Genomic DNA, 18,755 nt, shown 5'->3' with positions numbered 1-18,755 from the left:
CTGGTCAAGCGCCTGCTGGATCAGGCGGACTTGGGTGTGGTCGGCGGGGACGAGGAGCAGTCGGTGTTCCACTTCCGTGGTGCGTCGCCTGAGTTCTTCCGCACCCTTGGCGGGCTGGAGCACACCACGATTGACCTGGGGGAGTCCAAGCGCGATCCGCGTCGCAGCGTGGCAATTGCGCCCGATTCTGCAACGCAACTGGCGGCGGTGGCGGATGCGCTGCGCCGTGCCCACTTCGAACACGACGTGGACTACCGGGATATGGCGGTGATTGTCCGCTCGACCACGGGCATTGATCCGGTGCGCCGCGCGCTGTTGCGCTCTGGGGTTCCGGTGTCGCTCAACCCGACGGACCTGGTGCTTTCGGAGCAGCGCCTGGTGGCATCGCTGTTGCTGGGCATCCGGGCACTGTACGAGGAGCTCACGCCGAGCGAGTGGCGCGACCTGCTGCTTGGGCCTGTGGGTGGTGCGGATCCGGTAACGCTGCGTCGCCTCATTCGTGGGCTTCGCCGCTGGGCGCCTGAGCGTCGTGCCGAAGAGTCGCTGCGCGAGTTGCTGACGGATCCCGCCGGGTTGCCTGACTTTGATACGTGGTTGACCGACCGTGAGCTCGACATCCTCCAGCACGTGCGTGGCGTGCTTGACGCGGGACGTCAGGCCTACGCGGAAGACGGCAGCGTAGAAGAGATCCTTTGGGCGCTGTGGCAGGCCACGGGCCTGTCGAATCGCTTGTTGGCCTCGGCGCTGCGCGGTGGTGCGACGGGCTCGCAAGCGGACCGCGACCTAGATTCCGTCATGGCGCTGTTCGATGCTGCGGGCGACTACACGGAGCGCCGTCCCGCTGCCGGGGTGGAGTCGTTCGTGGACTTCATCCTGGAACAGGAACTGCCCACCGGTGTGCGCGACCGGCGCACTGCAACCCCCGATGCAGTGTCGCTGCTCACCGCGCACGGCGCTGTCGGGCGAGAGTTTCGCCGTGTCATCGTGGCGGGCGTGCAGGACGATACGTGGCCAAACCTGGGGGAGACCGGCTCGCTGTTCCGCCAAGAAGACTTGATCGACCTCGTGGATCATGACGTGGATCCGGACGTGCCGGTCTCCCACACCGTGGAGCGTCTGATTGAGGAACGCCGCCTGTTTACCGTCGCCACCACCCGCGCCACCGAATACCTGCTGGTGATTGCGGTTGACGACGAAGACGCGGAGAAAGAAGGCGAACCCTCCCGATTCGTCGAGGAATTCTGTGAAGACCACGGCCTCACCCCGGCACGCTTGCGGCTGAGTTCGGCATCGCAGGCGGATCTTGGCGACGACACCGAGACGCTCGTGCGCGTGCTCGCCCACGACGATCTGGTGGCGGAGTTCCGCCGGGTGCTCACGGATCCTTCGGCGGATGAGGCGACGCGCTCCCAGGCTGCCCGACAGTTGGCGCGCCTGGCGGACGCGGGTGTGCTTGGTGCGGACCCTCGGCAGTGGTGGACTACCACGATGGTGTCTACCAACGAGCCGCTGAGCGCCAGCCCGACGCTGTCGCCGTCGCGAGTAGAAGGCCTGCTGAAGTGCCCGATGAGTGAGGTATTGCAGCGCATGGTGGGCCTGGACGAGTCGATGGACATGGTCTACGGCGTGATGGGCCACGCCTACCTGGAAGCGCTCGGCCGTGGTGTGGATCCGGACGACGCGTTTAACGCCGTGATCGCCGCACGCAAGGAGGTCAGTGACGCACCTGCGTGGAAGGCGCAGCGCGACATCGAGGAGTTTGAGCGCTTGCTGGAGCGCACCCGCACCTGGCTAGAAACGAGCCGTGGCGCGTTTGAACAGGTCGCGGTGGAAACATCCGTTGACGTGCAAGTCAGCGACAACGTGCGCGTCCGGGGTCGTGTGGACCGCCTCGAGCGCGACGGCGATGGTGCGCTCTACGTGGTGGATCTAAAGACCGGTGCGACGGCGCCCACGAAGAAAGAGATCGGTGAGCACGCCCAGTTGCTTACCTACCAACTCGCGCTGGCTCACGGCACGTTCGACGGCGAGCGGGTCGTTACCGCACGCGGGGAGTCGGACATCACCGTGGGTGGTGCGATGCTGGTGTTCCCGAAGAAGGACACCAAGGCCATCACGGTGCTTGAGCAGGCTGCCAAGACACCAGAGGAGCTAGCAGAGTTCGCCGAGGCTATCGATACATTGCCCGCCGAAATGACAGGACCGACGCTGCTTGCCACAACGGGGAAGCATTGCGATCGCTGCAGTGTGCGCGCCTTGTGCCCGGTGCAGCCGGAAGGGGAGATGATTCACAATGCTTAACCAAGAACCCATGTCCCCGAAGCTGCTGTCGCGCTACCTCGGGCAGAAGTTCCCGCCGACGGACCAGCAGGCGGAGGTTATCGGTGCCCAGCCTGGCCCACTGCTGGTTGTCGCAGGTGCCGGCGCCGGCAAGACGGAGACGATGGCCGCGCGTGTGGTGTGGCTCGTCGCTAATGGCTTTGCACGCCCCGAAGAGATCCTGGGTCTGACGTTTACCCGCAAGGCCGCCCAGGAGATGAAGAAGCGCATCCGCGACCGCCTGGCCACGCTAGCGCAGAACCGCGACCTGGTTGCGCGCCTCGATCCGTCTGGGGAATTAGCCAAGCGTCTAGAGGTCATCGCACCGCAGGTGTCCACCTATGACTCGTATGCAGGCACCTTGATCCGTGAATACGGCCTGCTCGTGCCGGCGGAACCGGACGCGCGGTTGATTACGGATGCGGAGTTGCACGCCATCACCACCGAGGTGGTGAGCAACTACGCCGGTTCGTTGCTGCCGGACGGGAAGAACCGTGCACTTGGCAGCGTGGTGCAAAACGTGCTCAAACTCATCACCGCGATGGGCAACGAACTTGCCACCCCGGAGTGGGTCACAGAGCACGCCCACGACTTCCTTGCAGAGACGGAGTCGTACCCCTCGGCGAGCAAGATCGAGTTTTCGAAGATTCTGCAGGGGTGGCGCGATATCCAGAAGGAGCGCGTGAACTACCTGCCGCTCGCACAGGCAGTGAACGAGGAGCTGCGTAAACGTGGTGTGATCACGTTCAACGAACAGATGTCTATCGCGTCTGCGTTGGCACGTGATCATGCGGTGGTGGGGGCGTCGCAACGCAATCGCTTCCGCGTGGTCATGCTGGACGAGTACCAAGACACCTCGCACTCCCAGCGCGTGTTGCTGCGCAGCCTTTTCGGCGAAGCGCAAGATCCGGGCCTGACGGTCACAGCGGTGGGCGATCCGATGCAGGCGATTTACGGCTGGCGTGGCGCGACCGCGGCGAACCTGCAGGCGTTCGTAGAGGACTTCCCGCTTGAAGGCGGCTCACCAGCGCCGAAGTTGCAGTTGACCACCTCGTGGCGCAACCCGCCTGAGGTGCTGGATCTGGCCAACGGGGTGTCCGATGCGATCCTGGGCACCGACGAGACAAAGCGTGCCGTGGCACCGTTGGCGCCGCGCCCGGGGGCGGATGCTGGCGATGTCACGCTCGGGTTCTTTGGCACGCAGGCCGAAGAGATCGAGTTCGTCGCCGATGAGCTGGCGAAGACATACGCCCAGGCCCAGGAGGCCGAGGAGCCGTTTTCGGCGGCCACGCTTGTGCGCAAGAACAAGCACTCGCAACTCATCGCCGCAGCACTCGAGGCCCGCGGTGTGCCCTACGAAATCGTTGGCCTGGGCGGGTTGCTGGACGTGCCGGAGGTCGCCGATACGGTTGCCGTGGCCACGATGCTTGTGCGTCCCGACGACACCGCGGCAGCACTGCGTGTCCTCGGCGGGCCTGCAGTTGGGTTGGGCCTTGCGGACTTGCGTGCGCTGGCATCGCGCGCGAACAACCTGCGTGGCGCCGAGGAGCACCGTGAAAACACGCAGCGTATCAGCGACCCCTACACCCACCTGGTCAACCAACTCGAAGAAGCCATTGCCCAAGCCGACGACATCAAGGCGCGCACCGACCGCCCAGAAGGACTCACGGATGCGCTGGCGGATCTCGGCGAGCCGGAACGCTACAGCGAAGAAGGCCTGCAGCGCATGCGCGATACGACCGCCAAGCTGCGTTGGCTGCGCACCCACAGCCTGGGCAAGCGCTTAAGCGACCTGTTCGCGGACATCATCCACGTCTTCGGCATCCGCACCGAGGTGCTCTCCCGTCATAGCGCGACGGGCGCGGTGCATCTGGATCGACTGTTGGAGGAGGTAGCCAATTACCCCGGCGCAGGCCTCGATGGGCTGCTGGACTACTTCGAGCTCGCCCGCGAGCACGAAGACAGCCTGACTCCGGGTGCGGTGGCGGTGAAGGACGACCGGGTGCAGATCATGACTGCCCACAAGGCGAAGGGCCTGGAGTGGGACACCGTCGCGGTACTGCATGCCGATTCGGAGACGTATAAGCCGAAGACGGAAACCTTCCTCACCTTCGTGCAGTTCCTGCCTACGGAGACCTACGGCGATCCGGAGATCTTCCCGGAGTTCGGCGAGGTGGACACGCGCACCGACTACCAGAAGGCGGGCGAGGCGTGGAAGAAGCACGTCACCGCGGACCTGGCGGAGGAAGCAGCGCGTCTGTTCTATGTTGCGGTGACGCGTTCTGGCGGGAAACTCATCGTCACCGGTTCGCGCCGTAGGTCTGACGTGGTCAAGGAAGCGGCGCCGTACGAGCACTTCGCCACCATGCGCGACGTTGTCGCACCCGAGTGCGTGGTGGTCTGGAACGACGGCACGGATGCTGAAGCAGACAGCGATACCGACGCCAGCGCCGACGCTCTTGTCGACGACGGCGAGCGCACCGGCCGCTGGCCAAACTACGCCCCGCTGGCCACGGACGAAGCAGCCGCGCAGGCGGTCAACGCCGCGCGCGAGAACCTGCCAAAGTTCGTAGACGGCGAACTGTTTACCCTCTGGGAGCGCGACGTCTCTGCACTCATCGAAGAACACGAGCAGGCCCAGGCCGGCGACGTCCCGGTGGTCATGCCGGGCGAACTGACCGCGTCCGATGTGGTGGCGCTCAAGGCCGACCCGGTGCAGTTCGCGCGCCGGGCACGCCGCCCAGTGCCGTTTAAGCCGAACACCTACGCCAAGCGCGGTACCGCCTTCCACGAGTGGTTGGAGGAGTTCTACGGTGCACGCCCGTTGCTGACCGAAGACGAACTTCCCGGCGGGGATGAGGCTGAGGTGGATCGCGCGATACTCGAGCGGCTCAAGCGAAACTTTGAGGCCAGTGAGTGGGCGTCGCGCACCCCGACGTTTGTGGAGCATCCCTTCGAGCTCGCCGTGGGCGAGGGCGTGGTCCGCGGACGTATGGATGCCGTCTTCGAGGATGTGGACGGCTGGACCGTCGTGGACTGGAAGACCGGCGAGAAGCCGAAGCGGGATGCGATGGAAGCGGCGCAGTTGCAGCTTGCGGTTTACAAGGCGGCTTGGGAGCGTATCTGTGGTGACGGTCGTCCGGTTCGCGCTGTATTTTTCTACGTGCGCACCGGTGAGACGTATGCTCCGCGTAGTCTGCCCGATGCGGCAGAACTCGAAGAGCTACTCAGCAGATCTGCTGAAGGCAAGGGTAAGGACGAAACGGAATGAAACTGCGCAGGGTTTTTACGCTGAGCGCGAACGCCGCGGATCAAACGGCGATCCCGGTGCACCACCTGCTCGATGTGGTCAGTATCCCGGCCCTCGAGCGGGCGACGCCGTGGTCGTTGATCGCGCGCCGGTTCGGCTACGCCCTGCTGCTTATCGTTGCCGTCGCGATCGTCGCGTTCATTGATCGCAATGGATACTCCGAGCCGTTGACGTTCATTGACGCGTTGTATTACTCGGCGGTGACCCTGTCTACCACGGGCTACGGTGATATCACTCCGGTGACGCAGTCGGCCCGAGTCATCAACATTTTCTTCGTCACTCCGGCCCGTGTGGCCTTCCTGATGCTCCTCGTCGGTACGACTTTGTCGGTGCTGACGGAGGATTCCCGTAAGACGCTGCAGATCCAACAGTGGAGGAATACCGTGCGCAACCACACCATCGTTATCGGCTACGGCACGAAGGGCCGCTCGGCGGTCGACGCATTGGTGGCAGGCGGTGCGTCGCCGTCGTCGATTGTTGTCATCGACCCGGACCCAGCTGCGCTTGCCGTCGCGGAGAAGCACGGTTTGGTCACGGTGCACGGCAATGGCACCAAGTCGGACGTGTTACGCATTGCGGCGGTGAGCCGTGCGCGTTCGGTGATCGTGGCACCGTCTTCGGACGATACGGCTGTGCTGATCACGCTGTCGGTGCGTGAGTTGGCGCCGAGTGCCATGATCGTGGTCAGCGTGCGAGAGGGTGAGAACCAACACCTGCTTATGCAGTCGGGCGCGGACTCTGTGGTGGTCTCCTCCGAAACGGCCGGACGTCTGCTTGGCATCGCAACGGTGACCCCGCCCGTGGTGGAGATGATGGAGGATCTGCTCAGCCCAGACGAAGGCTTCGCGGTGGCAGAGCGTCAGATCGCGGACGACGAGGTTGGTGCGAACCCGCGCCACCTGGCCGACATCGTGCTTGGTGTGGTGCGCTCCGGTGAGCTCTACCGCATCGATTCCCCCGAAGCAGAAACGGTCGAGCCGGGCGATCGTCTCCTGTACGTGCGCATGAACACCCCGGATATCCGCCGCCAGGCGGAGAAGGCAGTGCGTGATGACGATTGATCTGAGCGTGCTTGATAGCGACCAACGTGTCGCCGCCGAAGCACCCCGCGGACCCGTGTGCATCCTGGCGGGTGCTGGCACGGGTAAGACGAGGACGATTACGTATCGCATTGCCAACCTGATCGATCGCGGCACGGTCGCCCCGAACAAGGTGCTCGCCGTGACGTTTACCCAGCGCGCGGCAGGGGAGATGCGCGACCGTCTGCGCACCATGGGTATCGGGGGAGTGCAGGCGCGCACGTTCCACTCCGCGGCCATGCGGCAGTTGCAGTACTTCTGGCCGCAGATCGCCGGTGACCTGCCGTGGCGGCTTTTGGATAACAAGTTCCCGTTGGTCGCCCGCGCCGCGCGCGCCGGTGGGCTGGATACAGGCAAGGAAATGGTGCGCGACCTGCTTAGCGAGATCGAGTGGGCCAAAGCCAGCGTGATCGGCCCGGAGGATTACGCCGCACGCATCGCCGATACCCCGCGCACCCCGCCGACGGATCCGCAGCGCGTGGCCCAGGTGTACCGCCTCTACGAGGAGGCGAAGACGAGCCCGGATGGCATGCTGCTCGATTTCGACGACCTGCTGCTCCACGTCGCCGGCGCGCTTGAGAACGCACCCGCGGTGGCGGAGGAGTTCCGCGCCCAGTACCAGACCTTTGTGGTGGACGAGTACCAAGACGTCACCCCGCTGCAGCAGCGCGTGCTGGAGGGCTGGCTGGGTGATCGCGACGACCTGACCGTGGTGGGCGATGCCAACCAGACCATTTACTCGTTTACCGGTGCCACCCCGGATTACCTGCTGAACTTCTCGCGCACCTACGAGCACGCCACGGTGGTGAAACTGCAGCGCGACTACCGTTCCACGGTAGAAGTCACCGAGTTGGCCAACACTGTCATCGGCAAGGCCAAGGGGCGTGTCGCGGGTACTCGCCTGGAACTGGAGGGCATGCGCGGGCGCGGTCCGGCGCCACAGTTCAACGGTTACGACGACGAGCCGTCTGAGGCTCGCGCCGTGGCCCGCGCGATCAGGCGTTTGCTTGATGACGGCGTCCCCGCCCGCGAAATCGCCATCCTGTACCGCATTAACTCCCAGTCCGCAGCGTTCGAAGCGGCGCTGGCCGATGCGGGCATTGCCTACCAAGTCCGTGGCGGGGAAGGCTTCTTCCACCGCGCGGAGGTCCGCGAAGCCATTTCGGCGCTGGTCCGTGCCGCGCGTCGTACGGATCTGCCGGACGATCCGGTGGCGGTTGCTCGCGCCGCGTTCGCACCCATCGGCCTGACCCAGACCGAACCCGAGGGCGCCCAGGCTCGTGAGCGCTGGCAGTCACTCAGCGCGCTTGTGGATCTCATCGAGGAGATCGTCCGCACCCGAGAAGCCGAGGATCTCCCGCAGGTGTTGCGCTCGTTGCGCCAGCGCGCAGAGGCCAAGCAGCCACCCGCTGTGGACGGGGTGACCCTGGCCAGCCTGCACGCCGCGAAGGGCCTGGAGTGGGACGCAGTATTTCTCGTTGGCCTGGTGGAGAACACCTTGCCGATCTCGCACGCGATCAAGGCCGGCGACGACCAGATCGAAGAAGAACGCCGCCTGTTCTACGTCGGGGTGACGCGTGCGCGTGAGCACCTGCACTTGTCGTGGTCGCTGTCGCGCCAGGAAGGTGGGCGAAAGAACCGGTCGCGGTCGCGCTTCTTGGACGGCATCGCACCGGAACTTGATGTGGAGCGCTCCCCGGAACGCCTCAAGCGCAACCGCCGCTGCCGCGTATGCGGCAACCCGCTGTTCAGCCCACCAGACAAGGCGCTCGGACGCCACGAGGAGTGCGAGCCGAGTTACGACGAGAACGTGCTCGCCGCCCTGAAACGCTGGCGCCTCGACGTCTCACGCGCAGCGGGACGCCCGGCTTACATGGTGTTCTCGGATGTGACACTCATGGCAATCGCCGAGGCCATGCCCGCAAACGAGACGGAACTGCTTGGCATCTCCGGCATTGGGCCGGTGAAGGTGGAGGAGTACGGCGCGGGCGTGCTGGCAACGCTTGAGGAGCACCGCCACTAAGGCAGCCCCAGCCGCGCCAGCCCAGCCGCGCCAGCCCAGCCAGCGCTAGAAGCACATCGGGCAGTCTGGGTGCGACGGCACCTGCCGCGCCAGAACAGGTGAAGGCGCGAACGGGTCCGCGACCACCACGTCACCAGCCACAGGCGTCGGCGCCGACACCCCGGGCGGGTCGGGCGCACCGGCAAGCCTGCCCGCCACCGTCGCTGCCGCCACCGCACCGGCCGCCAGGGAAACCGGCTCGGCGGCGATTGCCGGCGGGAGGTGCTCCTCCACCTGGTCGATGTTTGGGTCCCGGTCCAAAAGGTACAGCCGGGCGCACACCGGGCACGGCCCAGACGGAGCGCACACAGGGCCGACGACCACGCGCGCGTCGAACTGCGTCACCGGCACCACAGGGCCACGCCGGCCACGGGTCGCGGCGGCGATCTGATCCACCTCGGCAGCACAGTTCACGGCAAGCACCGGCAGGTGCGGCTCGTGATCGAGCAGGAACTTGCTCACCGACTCGTCCTTCATCGGGCTGCGCGTCACCACACCACGGCGCGACAGCAGCAGCGTGATCTGGGAGGCCAGCGCGTCGCGCCCCACCACCAGCACTTGTGGGGTGGTGGTGGGGATGAGGAGCCGGTAGGTGATGAGGTCGTCGATAAGACTGCGCGCACGCGCCTCACCGAGATGCACCGTAAGGGCTGCGACAACGGTTTTGAGCATCCGCGGATGCGTCAGTGAGTCGAGGACCGTGACCACCTCGTCGGCGCTGGGCACGGTGATGAGCCCGGTGCGTGTCGCGTCTGCCCCGAACTGGATCGTTTCTGGCGCGCGTACGAAAACGCGGACGCCGCGCGCGAGTTGTATGCGTGTGTGTTCTTGGATTGCCACGTGTGTTCCACCCCCGCGTCGCATCCTACAATGTTGCGCTATGTCTGGGATGCAATATCGCGTGATCCGCTCCGCCCGTCGTGCGAAGACGGTGCAGGCCAGGGTGGTCGGCGGGGTGGCGGAGATCCGCATTCCGGCGCACTTCACCAAAGCGCAGGAGCGCGAGATGGTGGAGCAGATGCTGGCCAAGTTGGAGAAGAAAACGTCGACGCGTTTGCTTGACGACGACTCCCTACGCACCCGCGCCGAAACCCTGAACAAGGAAATTCTGCAGGGGCGGGCAACGATTGGGTCGGTGCGGTGGGTGTCCAATCAGAACACGCGCTGGGGCTCCTGCACCGTATCGACAGGTGATATCCGCATCAGTGATCGGCTGCGCGACGTGCCCGCCTACGTGCTGGACGCGGTGCTGGTGCACGAGTTAACGCACACCTTCATCCCGAACCATTCGAAAGAGTTCTACGCCTGGGCGGATCGGGTGCCCAAGGCGGAGCGCGCCCGCGGGTTTTTGGAGGCCTACCAGCGCTACGGCTAGCCCAGCCCCGCCGCGCGGCCAGGCAGCGCCTACAGCTCGGTGCCGTCCTGGCTGCCGTCGTCTTTGCCGTCGCCGTCTTCGCGCTTCAACTCGGGGTTGTTGCGCAGTTCTTCTTCCAACTTGGCAAATTCGTTGTCCAGGTCGGTGTCGGGGGTGTCGTCGAGAAGCGTGTCGATGAAGGACGCCGGGTTGTCCAGCTGCTCGCTGGACGGCAGGAGGTCGGGGTGCTCCCAGACGGCGTCACGACGATCCACGCCCACAGCAGTGCCTGCGCGACGCCACAATTCGGCGGCCTCGCGGGTGCGCGGTGCTGCGAGTTCGATACCGACGATGTTGGCAAAGGCCTGCTCAGCAGACCCGCCGGTGGCGCGGCGGCGTGCCCACGCCTCGGCGAGTTGCGGGGTGGTGGGGATGCGTTCGCTGAGGGCTTCGTCGACGACGACGTCAACCCAGCCTTCAACAAGCGCGATCAGGGTCTCCAAGCGGGACGTAGAGGCGGCGTTGCGGGTGCCCACGCGCGGGGAGAGGTCCTCGTCTTGCAGGCGCTGCATGGCCTCCTGGATCTGTGCAGGATCGCCACCATCCAGGTTCAGGTCGCGGACGGCCTCTTCGATGTGGGAGGTGTCAATCTGCAGGCCGGCGGCGTATTCCTCCACGGAGGACACGAGGCGCTCGACCAGCCACGGCACGTTGCGGAACAGGCGCTGGCGTGCGGCCTCGCGTGCGGCGATGTAGACCATCACTTCCTGGCCCGGCAGGTCCAGGCCCTTGGAAATCTCCGCGATGTTGCGCGGCAGGACCGCACCGATGCCGGCGGGTGCGACAGGCAGGCCGAAGTCGGTGCCGGTCAGCGCCTGCTGGGCAAGATCGCCCAGTGCGTGGCCCAACTTCATGCCGAACTGCATGGAGTTCATCTGGTTAACCATGCTGACCATCGGGCCCATCATCTCGCGGGCCTCTTCGGGCATGGTGTCTAGCTGGGCGCGCGCCATGTTGGCGGCGACCGGGTTGACCAGGCGCTTCCACATCGGCATGGTCTGCTCCAGCCAATCTTGGGCGTTCCAGGCCTTGGCCTGTGCCTGGCTGGCGGGCAGTGCGGTGGCACCGTCGAGCCAGAGCTCCGCTAGGCGGAAGGACTCCTCGGCGGCGCGGGAGTCTGCCTCGCTGACCGGGTTCACCCCGGCGATGCGCTGGCGAGCCATGCGGGCGGCCAGGTCGAAGTTGACGGCGTCGCCGTCCTCCTGGGCGTTCATGGAGGAGCCCATGCCGGAGAGCATTTGGCCGAACTGATTCAGGATGTCGCCAAGCCCGCCAGCACCAGCGCCACCAGCGCCACCAGCGCCGCCGGGGCCACCGAATCCACCGAACCCGCCGGACCCAAAGTTTCCGCCGAAACCGAAGGCCGCAAACGGGTTGGTCGGCTCGCCACGCCCGTTGTCGTTGTTGTTGCCCCCGTTGTCCCTGCCCTCGTTGTCGTCGTTGCCGTCGTTGGGAAAGGAGAATCCGAATCCGTTACTCATAGGCGCCACAATACAGCTGCACAACGGCGCGGGTTGGAGCTGCTGGTTGCTGCGCTAACATGTCCCACCATGACGAACGCGCAAACACCAGCGGACGCGGCTGAAGAAACGCCCGCGACCAAGACAGCGAATAAGCGTTTTTCCACGCTGGTGTGGGGAGCTGCACCTATTGCGTTGCTTGCGGTGGGGATGACGATGGATCACATTCCCGGCACGGACATCAAGCTCACGGTGCCGTACGCGGCGGAGGGGCCGGGCCCGACGTTTGACACGCTCAGTGAGATCCAGGGCACGCCCGTGGTGGACATCGAGGGTGCTGAGACCCTCGACACCGGTGGGCAGCTGAATATGACCACGGTGTCGGTGCGGACGAACATGACGTTGGGACAGGCGTTGGCGCGCTGGGCGGTGACGAAGGACACGCTGGTGCCGATCGAGCAGGTGATGCCAGCGGATCGCAGCGAGGAAGAAACGCGCGAGTTTAACCAGCAGATGTTTGTCGCGTCGGAGGCGTCGGCGACGGTTGCGGCGATGCACTATCTGGGCAAACCCACAACGGTGAACATCCATGACGTGGTCAAAGGCGCTGCCGCGGACGGGATCTTGCAGCAAGGCGACACGATCCTTGCCATCGACTCCACTCCGGTAGCCAAGCCGAGCGCGGTCCAGGACGTGGTCTTTGCCAAAAAGCCCGGCGAGACGGTGGATGTGACCATCAGCCGCGACGGCAAGGAAGAGACGAAGACCATCGAGCTGAAGGAGAATCCGCACGAAAAGGGCAAGCCGATGCTTGGCATTCTCATGGATTCTGAGCCCGCCGATGGCCTGAAGGTGCACTACAACCTCAACGACATCGGTGGTCCGAGTGCGGGCATGATGTTCTCGCTGGCGGTGATTGACAAGTTGACGCCAGGCGAGCTCAACGGGGGCAAGTTCGTTGCCGGTACCGGCACGATTAACGACGACGGCGAGGTCGGCCCCATCGGCGGCATCACCCACAAAATCCGTGGCTCGCGCGATGAGGGCGCCGAGTTGTTCCTCGCGCCGAAGGGCAATTGTGATGCGGTGAAGCGGGCCGACGCTGGTGATATGACCGTCGCTGCCGTGTCTACCCTCCAGGAGGCAGTGGACGCGATGGAGGCGTTCGCCGCAGGCCGCGACGTGCCAACCTGCGACGGCTAAGGGCTAGGGCTTCTTCGCCAGGCCGAGGTCGTAGATCCGCTGGCGCGGGTCCTCCTGGTCGGAGGAGATCAGTTGCTGCATGACCAGGCCTTCGCGGTTATCCACCACGGTGATGATCGCGGATGTGCCCAGCGTGGACCAGCCGACTACGCGGTCGCCGGAGTCTTCCACCACGCGCGAGGAGCGCAGCTCCGTGAGCAGTTGGGTCGAGGAGGCCGCCTTCGATTCGGAGTCGAAGAATTGGAACTGGCCGATCTCGTCGCCCTGGCAGTCATAAGAACCGCTGATCCCGCCGGCGCCGCAGCCTTCGAACTGGTCGAAGAACTCCTCAGGCGCAAGGGAGGCGAAGCGCTCGCGTACCTTCTCCAAGGTTGCCTCCGCAGACGAGTCCGCTTTCTCCCGCTTCGAGGAGCTTGTGCTTGTCGACGACACCGTCTCGGAAGCAGACTCAGACGCAGACTCCGACTCCGACGCCGTGCCAGATTCAGACGCAGCGATGGTAGTTGTCACGGAGGTGGTCGTTTCAGGCGTGGTCGTCTCCGAATCCGAGGAGGTGGTTGGGTCCTCGCTGATGTACGACGTCGAGATGGGGCTGCTGGTCGCGTTGGCCTCGTCGTTATCGCCACCACCACAGGCGGCGAGAGACAGCGAGCCGACAAGGACAGCGGAGGCGATTGCGCGGCGGGACACAGACACGGTCAGAAGCTCCTTGGGTTGGGTTTCGGCTGTCTAGCTTAAACCAGGTCGTCCGGGTCCTGCTCAAGGCCGTAGCGCAGCGCAGCGATCACACCCGGGGCGACATCCGGGCCGCCACGCAGCTCAATGTCGTCCTGGGCGAAGGGGCCGCGCTCCTCCAACTCCTCATCCGTCAGGCGCATCTGCAGCAGGGTCTGCTCGATGTCTTCGGTACGCAGCACGCCGGAGAACAACCGCGCCGGGCGCGCCTCGGCATCCGCCGGGGCAGAGGCGTCGCGGAAGAGGATCTCCTGCGCCAGGATCACGCCTTCCACCTCACGCGGCCAGGCCAGACGGGTGACGTACTCGCCGAGCTCCTCGGAACCGGGCAGGATATTCTCCGGCAATTCCTGCACAACCAGGGTGAGGGGGGAGGAGTCGTCGAGGGTGCCCAGCTCGTCGACAAGCAATTGCGTTGGCACCAGACCGAAGAGGGTAGGCGGGGCGTCCCAACCTTCGGCGTGGACGAAATCGACGGCCTCCATCATGGCCTTATTCAGGGCTTGTTGTTCGCGCACGGGAACCTTTCCGGATTGTTGGCCGTTAAACTTTCTAGGCTGTAATGCACATAGACGTTGGACAACACTATTCCTAAGGAGCAGGCTTGGCTACCCGCCTCACCCGGCCACAACCACGGTCGCAGAAACCGAATAAAGGCCTCATGGTCACACTCGGTGTACTCGCCGCACTTTTCTTCCTCCTGCCAGTGCTGATCGGTATCTATACCGATTTTCTCTGGTTTGGGGAGGTTGACTTCCGCGGTGTTTTCAACCGAGTGATCCTCTTCCGTGTCGTGCTGTTTGTCATCTTCGCGCTGCTTGGTGCAGCCGTCGCATGGGCAGCGGCACGGATTGCGTGGCGTGGCAGGCAACAAGACAGCGGCGATATTTTCGGCGAGACCTCGCAGCAAGCGCAGTACCGCGCCGCCGTGCAAGACGGTGTGAAGGGGCTGCTGACCTGGGTGCCGGTGATCGTGGGCATCATGTCTGGTCTTGCTGGCCAGCGCATGTGGCGTGTGTTCATGATGTGGTTCAACGGTGGGGACTTTGGCACCACCGACCCGCAGTTTGGCAAGGATCTTGGCTTCTACGCGTTTAGCCTGCCGGCAATCTCTGCGATTGTGGGCACGCTGTCCATGCTGCTCGCCGTGGCATTTTTGATCGGTGCGGTGGGCCACTACATGCTCGGTGGCATCCGCATTGGCAACAACGTCACCGGAGTCAAAGGCATGGTGTCCAAGCCGGCACGCATCCAGCTCGCCGTCACCGCAGGCCTGTGGATGCTGACCAAGGCCGTGACCTACTGGCTGGACCGCTACTACCTGCTATCCAGCCAGAATGACATCTTCACCGGTGCGTCCTACACCGCGGTCAACGCGATGCTGCCCGCGAAGATCATCCTCACCGTCATCGCTGTGGTTGTCGCAGCGGCGTTTTTCGCCTCCATCGTGTTCAAGGACTTCCGCGTCCCAGTGCTGGCAACGGTGCTCATGCTGGTGTCCTCCATCGTGGTGGGCAACGTGTGGCCGGCGCTTTTGGAGCAGTTCTCGGTCAAGCCGAACCGTCAGGCCAAGGAATACGAGTACATCGGCCGCAACATCGAGGCCACCCGCGAGGCATACGGGCTGACCGATGACAAGGTCACCTACATGGAGAACTGGGGCGGCAACACCTCGAATGCCGATGTGGCCAAGGACGAGGCGACGATTTCCAACCTGCGCCTGCTGGACCCGGACATCATTTCCCCGACGTTTACCCAGAACCAGCAGCTGCGTAACTTCTACGGCTTCCCAGACCAGCTGGCCATGGACCGCTACGAGGTCGACGGCCAGATGCGCGACTACGTTGTCGCCGCGCGTGAGATGGACCCGAACGCGCTGAGTGAAAACCAGCGCGACTGGATTAACCGCCACACCGTGTACACCCACGGCAACGGCTTTGTCGCAGCGCAGGCCAATACTGTCGACGAGGCCGCGCAGGACGCCGGCTCCACCCGCGGTGGCCTGCCAATCTTTACCGTGTCCGACCTGCAGGCCAACGCCGCCGCCAAGGAGGCCGGCGAGGCTGAAGAGCTGGGCATCAAGGTAGAAGAGCCGCGCATCTACTTCGGCCCGGTGATCGCCTCTGCGCAGGATGGTCTGGACTACGCCATTGTGGGCGATAACGGCCAGGGCCCGGTGGAGTACGACACCGACAACTCCACCTACACCTACACCGGCAAGGGCGGCGTGGACATCGGCAACCCGATCAACCGCGTGGCCTACGCCGTGAAGTACCAGGAACTGAGCTTCCTGCTGTCCGACCGCGTTGGTGGCAACTCGAAGGTGCTCTACGACCGTGACCCGCGCAAGCGTGTGGAAAAGGTCGCACCGTGGCTGACCACCGACTCCAAGACCTACCCGGCTGTTATCGACGGCCGCGTGAAGTGGATCGTGGACGGCTACACCACCCTGTCCCAGCTGCCGTACTCCACGCGTACTTCCCTGCAGGACACCACGCAGGACGCGCTGAATCCGGACGGCACCACCCAGCGTCTGATCACCGACAACGTCGGCTACATCCGCAACTCCGTCAAGGCCACCGTTGATGCCTACGACGGCACCGTGGACCTCTACGCGTTCGACGAGTCCGACCCGGTACTCAACGCGTGGATGAAGTCCTTCCCGGGCACCGTGCGCCCGAACTCGGAGATCTCCGACTCCTTGCGTGACCACCTGCGTTACCCGGAGGATCTGTTCAAGGTCCAGCGTGACCTGCTGGCGCGCTACCACGTGGATGACCCGGGCGTGTTCTTCAACAACGACGCCTTCTGGTCTGTGCCGAACGACCCGACCGCACCGGAAGGCCGCGACCAGCTGAACCAGCCGCCGTACTACGTGGTGGCCGCTGACCCGGAGACCAATAAGCCGTCCTTCCAGCTGATCACCCCGTTCCGTGGCCTGAACCGCGAGTTCCTGTCCGCACACATGGCGGTGTCTTCTGATCCGGAGACCTACGGCAACATCACCGTGCGCGTCCTGCCGACGAACACCCAAACCCAGGGTCCGAAGCAGGCTCAGGACGCCCTGATGTCCTCCGACCAGGTGGCGCGTGACCGCACCCTGTGGGAGGGGACGAACGATCTGAAGAACGGCAACCTGCTCACCCTGCCGGTGGGCGGCGGCGAGATCCTCTACGTCGAGCCGATCTACTCGCAGCGCAAGGACCAGGCCTCGGCCTTCCCGAAGCTGTTGCGCGTGCTGGTGTTCTACCGCGGCCAGGTGGGCTACGCCCCGACCGTGTCCCAGGCGCTGAAGCAGGTGGGTATCCACTCTGACGCAGCCCAGGAAGTCGAAGTGGTGGACGAAAACGCACCACAGGGTGAGGCTGAAACTACCCCCGCTGAGGAAAACAAGGAAGCCACACCGGAGGGTGATAACGCGCCGAAGGTAAACCGTGACGAGGCCCTGAACAGGATCAATGATGCTCTTCGTAACCTGGAGAGTGCCCGCAACGGCTCCTTCGAGGAGTACGGTCGCGCCATCGACCAACTCGACCGTGCAGTGGCTGAGTACCAGAAGGCGCAGTAACGGGTTATAGTTATCTCGTCCCCCCAGGACCGGGTGCATCGCGCGAAGTGGGCGCGCGATGCACCATTTTTGTATCTAGCATGGTGTTCACAACCAACTCTTTGAGAGAAAGGCTGGATAGACCATGGGACGTTTTGACGGAAAAGTAGCGCTTGTGACCGGTGGTGCATCGGGAATGGGCGCAGCAGACTGCAAACTCTTCGTCGAAGAAGGCGCAAAGGTTGTCATCGCTGACCTCAACGAAGAGATCGGCGGGGAACTGGCAAACGAGCTCGGCGACAACGCAATTTTTGTGAAGCTCAACGTTGCCGACGAACAGGACTGGAAGGACGCCATCGCGGCGACGAACGAGGCGTTCGGCCGCCTGGACATCTTGGTGAACAACGCCGGCATCCTTCAGATGACGGGCGTGGAGGACACCACCCTGGAGCAGTTCCAGAAGATCATGGCCGTCAACGTGGACGGCGTGTTCTTGGGTATGAAGTACGCCATCCCGGAGATCCGTAAGCAGGGCGGCGGCGCGATCATCAACATGTCGTCCACCGCAGGCCTGGAAGGCCAAGTCAGCGCGACCGGCTACGTGGCATCCAAGTGGGCAGTGCGCGGCATGACCAAGACGGTCGCCGCCGACGTTGCTGACGAGAACATCCGCATCAACTCCGTCCACCCGGGTGCAATTGCAACCCCGATGACGGCAGATTCCCTTGTAGAGGGTGCACCGCTTCCGCTCGCAGCAGCGAACCGTCCGGGCCGTGCCGAGGAGGTTGCGAAGACGGTGCTGTTCCTCGCGTCCGATGACGCGTCCTACATCAACGGCGCAGAGATTGCTGTCGACGGCGGCCTGACCCTGGGTGCCTCGAAGCACATCTACGGCATCCTCGGCCAGCTCGCTGCCCAGCAGTAACGGCAGTAGTAGCGGTAGCTGCAGTAGTAGGGAAGCCCCGATAATTGGATCGCACCAAACCGTCGTGAACAGGCGGTTTGGTGCTCTCTGTCGGTGTATGTATAGTAAGTCCACGTTGCTGGTTACGGCGACAGGCGAAAATCACATATTGCGCCCGACGCGGGGTGGAGCAGCTCGGTAGCTCGCTGGGCTCATAACCCAGAGGTCGTTGGTTCGAATCCAGCCCCCGCTACTAAGATAAGGCCCCTACCAGTGGAAACGCTGGTAGGGGCCTTCTTCATTTTGTGATCGGATCGCCATTTGGTGCACTAGCTGGTGCACTAGGGTCAAAATCCTGCACCAAACGGAACTGCGACGCTCCAACGACGCGGCGCAGGTTTTCGGTGCATTGCTTAGTGATTGCTAGGACGGCAGCAACGAAGGAACGCCACGGGAGTCGGCAGTTCGAGGAAAGCAACTGCGAACTGCTGTGCAAGTCTCACAACCGCGCCAAAGGTAACGCTTAACCAGCGGCGACGCGGGGATCTAACAATGCTGCGTCGCTAGCGCTCGCACCCAGCGAGCGAGCATCAGGCTGCGCTAGCGACGCCGAGCGCACAAAGGCACTGCACTGCGGGGATACGCCTGCGACCGGCAGAGCCGGACTGAATACGGGATTGACCACGTTCACCCCGTATTCGTGCAAAGGAGCACTGCCATGT

The 18,755-nt window shown here is 64.1% G+C and carries 13 protein-coding genes and 1 tRNA gene; 9 read left to right on the top strand and 5 right to left on the bottom strand.

All coding sequences use genetic code 11. The annotated features are described in order from the left end of the window. The 4 genes from HMPREF2690_RS10460 to HMPREF2690_RS10445 form a co-directional block, all read left to right on the top strand. On the top strand, positions 1-2,301 hold a 2,301-nt coding region (locus HMPREF2690_RS10460), incomplete at its 5' end, for an ATP-dependent DNA helicase (RefSeq protein WP_246819547.1). Next, a complete protein-coding gene (locus HMPREF2690_RS10455) occupies positions 2,294-5,590 on the top strand; it encodes an ATP-dependent helicase (protein WP_246819546.1) in 3,297 nt (1,098 codons plus the stop codon). The genes HMPREF2690_RS10460 and HMPREF2690_RS10455, both read left to right, overlap by 8 nt. Beyond that, positions 5,587-6,690 (top strand): potassium channel family protein, encoded by a 1,104-nt coding sequence (locus HMPREF2690_RS10450; protein WP_070422417.1) that lies wholly within the window; start codon positions 5,587-5,589, stop codon positions 6,688-6,690. The genes HMPREF2690_RS10455 and HMPREF2690_RS10450 overlap by 4 nt, the downstream gene beginning before the upstream one ends. Next, positions 6,680-8,731 carry an ATP-dependent DNA helicase UvrD2 gene (locus HMPREF2690_RS10445; RefSeq protein ID WP_070820845.1) on the top strand — a complete coding sequence of 684 codons (2,052 nt, stop codon included), beginning with the start codon at positions 6,680-6,682 and terminating at the stop codon, positions 8,729-8,731. Before HMPREF2690_RS10450 ends, HMPREF2690_RS10445 begins: the two co-directional genes overlap by 11 nt. Before the next feature lie 45 nt (positions 8,732-8,776). Here HMPREF2690_RS10445 and HMPREF2690_RS10440 read toward each other — a convergent pair whose 3' ends face one another. Next, positions 8,777-9,610 carry a hypothetical protein gene (locus HMPREF2690_RS10440; protein WP_083316849.1) on the bottom strand — a complete coding sequence of 278 codons (834 nt, stop codon included), beginning with the start codon at positions 9,608-9,610 and terminating at the stop codon, positions 8,777-8,779. A gap of 40 nt (positions 9,611-9,650) precedes the next feature. On the opposite strand from HMPREF2690_RS10440, the gene HMPREF2690_RS10435 reads away from it, so the two are divergent. After that, complete coding sequence (locus tag HMPREF2690_RS10435; protein ID WP_070422424.1) at positions 9,651-10,145, top strand: M48 metallopeptidase family protein; 495 nt, start codon at positions 9,651-9,653, stop codon at positions 10,143-10,145. Between the two features lie 29 nt (positions 10,146-10,174). Here the strand turns inward: HMPREF2690_RS10435 and HMPREF2690_RS10430 are convergent, their stop codons facing one another. After that, complete coding sequence (locus HMPREF2690_RS10430; RefSeq protein WP_070820844.1) at positions 10,175-11,665, bottom strand: zinc-dependent metalloprotease; 1,491 nt, start codon at positions 11,663-11,665, stop codon at positions 10,175-10,177. Between the two features lie 69 nt (positions 11,666-11,734). Between HMPREF2690_RS10430 and HMPREF2690_RS10425 the strand changes: the two genes are divergently transcribed. Continuing rightward, on the top strand, positions 11,735-12,847 hold the full coding sequence (locus tag HMPREF2690_RS10425; protein WP_070820843.1) for a YlbL family protein: 1,113 nt from the start codon (positions 11,735-11,737) through the stop codon (positions 12,845-12,847). A gap of 3 nt (positions 12,848-12,850) precedes the next feature. Here HMPREF2690_RS10425 and HMPREF2690_RS10420 read toward each other — a convergent pair whose 3' ends face one another. Further along, positions 12,851-13,543 carry a hypothetical protein gene (locus HMPREF2690_RS10420; RefSeq protein ID WP_246818887.1) on the bottom strand — a complete coding sequence of 231 codons (693 nt, stop codon included), beginning with the start codon at positions 13,541-13,543 and terminating at the stop codon, positions 12,851-12,853. A 38-nt stretch (positions 13,544-13,581) separates the two neighbouring features. Then, complete coding sequence (locus tag HMPREF2690_RS10415; RefSeq protein WP_070451114.1) at positions 13,582-14,070, bottom strand: PPA1309 family protein; 489 nt, start codon at positions 14,068-14,070, stop codon at positions 13,582-13,584. 173 nt (positions 14,071-14,243) lie between these two features. On the opposite strand from HMPREF2690_RS10415, the gene HMPREF2690_RS10410 reads away from it, so the two are divergent. The 3 genes from HMPREF2690_RS10410 (at position 14,244) to HMPREF2690_RS10400 (ending at position 18,286) form a co-directional block, all read left to right on the top strand. Beyond that, positions 14,244-17,150 (top strand): UPF0182 family protein, encoded by a 2,907-nt coding sequence (locus HMPREF2690_RS10410; protein ID WP_246819548.1) that lies wholly within the window; start codon positions 14,244-14,246, stop codon positions 17,148-17,150. A 124-nt stretch (positions 17,151-17,274) separates the two neighbouring features. Next, entirely contained in the window at positions 17,275-18,054 is a 780-nt protein-coding gene (locus HMPREF2690_RS10405; protein WP_070422409.1) for a glucose 1-dehydrogenase, read from the top strand. A 158-nt stretch (positions 18,055-18,212) separates the two neighbouring features. After that, positions 18,213-18,286, top strand: a tRNA-Met gene (locus tag HMPREF2690_RS10400). Positions 18,287-18,556: 270 nt separating this feature from the next. Here HMPREF2690_RS10400 and HMPREF2690_RS12300 read toward each other — a convergent pair. Further along, positions 18,557-18,755 (bottom strand): hypothetical protein (locus HMPREF2690_RS12300; protein ID WP_210400945.1); only part of this gene is annotated, 199 nt, incomplete at its 5' end.

It is taken from the genome of Corynebacterium sp. HMSC034E11, assembly GCF_001835905.1.
GTDB classification, from domain to species: domain Bacteria; phylum Actinomycetota; class Actinomycetes; order Mycobacteriales; family Mycobacteriaceae; genus Corynebacterium; species Corynebacterium coyleae.
The sequence above is the reverse complement of the archived record's forward strand: the minus strand, read 5'-3'. Positions and strand labels throughout refer to the sequence as shown.

Excerpts from the sequence above, each read along its gene's own strand:
- HMPREF2690_RS10455 (WP_246819546.1), top strand. The coding sequence starts at position 2,294 with ATGCTTAACCAAGAACCCATGTCCCCGAAGCTGCTGTCGCGCTACCTC.
- HMPREF2690_RS10450 (WP_070422417.1), top strand. The coding sequence starts at position 5,587 with ATGAAACTGCGCAGGGTTTTTACGCTGAGCGCGAACGCCGCGGATCAA.
- HMPREF2690_RS10445 (WP_070820845.1), top strand. The coding sequence starts at position 6,680 with ATGACGATTGATCTGAGCGTGCTTGATAGCGACCAACGTGTCGCCGCC.
- HMPREF2690_RS10435 (WP_070422424.1), top strand. The coding sequence starts at position 9,651 with ATGTCTGGGATGCAATATCGCGTGATCCGCTCCGCCCGTCGTGCGAAG.
- HMPREF2690_RS10430 (WP_070820844.1), bottom strand. The coding sequence starts at position 11,665 with ATGAGTAACGGATTCGGATTCTCCTTTCCCAACGACGGCAACGACGAC.
- HMPREF2690_RS10425 (WP_070820843.1), top strand. The coding sequence starts at position 11,735 with ATGACGAACGCGCAAACACCAGCGGACGCGGCTGAAGAAACGCCCGCG.
- HMPREF2690_RS10415 (WP_070451114.1), bottom strand. The coding sequence starts at position 14,070 with ATGATGGAGGCCGTCGATTTCGTCCACGCCGAAGGTTGGGACGCCCCG.
- HMPREF2690_RS10410 (WP_246819548.1), top strand. The coding sequence starts at position 14,244 with ATGGTCACACTCGGTGTACTCGCCGCACTTTTCTTCCTCCTGCCAGTG.
- HMPREF2690_RS10405 (WP_070422409.1), top strand. The coding sequence starts at position 17,275 with ATGGGACGTTTTGACGGAAAAGTAGCGCTTGTGACCGGTGGTGCATCG.